General features: G+C 45.7%; 2 protein-coding genes. Both read left to right on the forward strand.

From position 1 onward, the window contains the following. Window positions 1–246 (forward strand): phosphatidylserine decarboxylase (locus tag D8792_RS10955; RefSeq protein ID WP_185758458.1); only part of this gene is annotated, 246 nt, incomplete at its 5' end. Next, a partial coding sequence (locus tag D8792_RS10960; RefSeq protein ID WP_514132995.1) for a UbiA prenyltransferase family protein occupies window positions 231–773 on the forward strand: 543 nt, incomplete at its 3' end. The genes D8792_RS10955 and D8792_RS10960, both read left to right, overlap by 16 nt.

Here is a 773-nt window from a genome sequence, read left to right on the forward strand (position 1 = left end):
GGACCTGTCCTGCAGATGGAAGTAGGGGCTCTCTTGGTCGGAAGAATATACAATCACAGTCAGGACAGTTTGGTCAGAGGACAGGAGAAGGGCTGCTTTGGTCTGGGTGGATCAACCATTCTTGTCCTCTATCCAGCAGGCACGATTCGCTTGGATCAGGATATCCTGACTTACTCAGACCTCGGAATAGAAACCCAAATTCAAATGGGGGAAAAGATTGGAGAAAAGCTATGTTTAAACGATTAGCTGTTTATTATAAGGAAATGTTTCCTTTGCTGCCGCGCTTTTTTGTGGCTGCCATCATGTTTTTTGAGATTTATTTTGTCCTTCTGCTCAATGACGGAGTGACCAAGTTTCACTTTGACCATCAGGAGTTGATTGGGATTTTTACGATTTTTGTCTTTCTGATGATTCTGCGGATTGCGGATGATTTCAAGGACTACGAGACCGACCGACGCCTCTTTCCTCATCGGGCTCTGCCATCTGGACGAGTGAAAAAGAAGGACTTGGCTGTTGCCCTCAGCTTTATCGTAGCTGTCTCTGTACTCCTCAATGTCCTCTTTATGAACAATATCGGCTGGTTCCTCTTTCTCTATATCTACGGAACTCTCATGTCCTTCTGGTTCTTCAAGCGTGACAAGATTCAAAATTCCCTGCCACTGGCTCTAGTGACCCATAATCCGGTCATGATGATTTTGAATCTCTATACCATCTCTTTTGTCTGCTACAAGTACAATCTGCCTCTCTTGTCCCTGCCGACTGTCCTGCTGGCC

This window comes from Streptococcus cristatus (assembly GCF_003943505.1).
GTDB lineage: Bacteria > Bacillota > Bacilli > Lactobacillales > Streptococcaceae > Streptococcus > Streptococcus cristatus_E.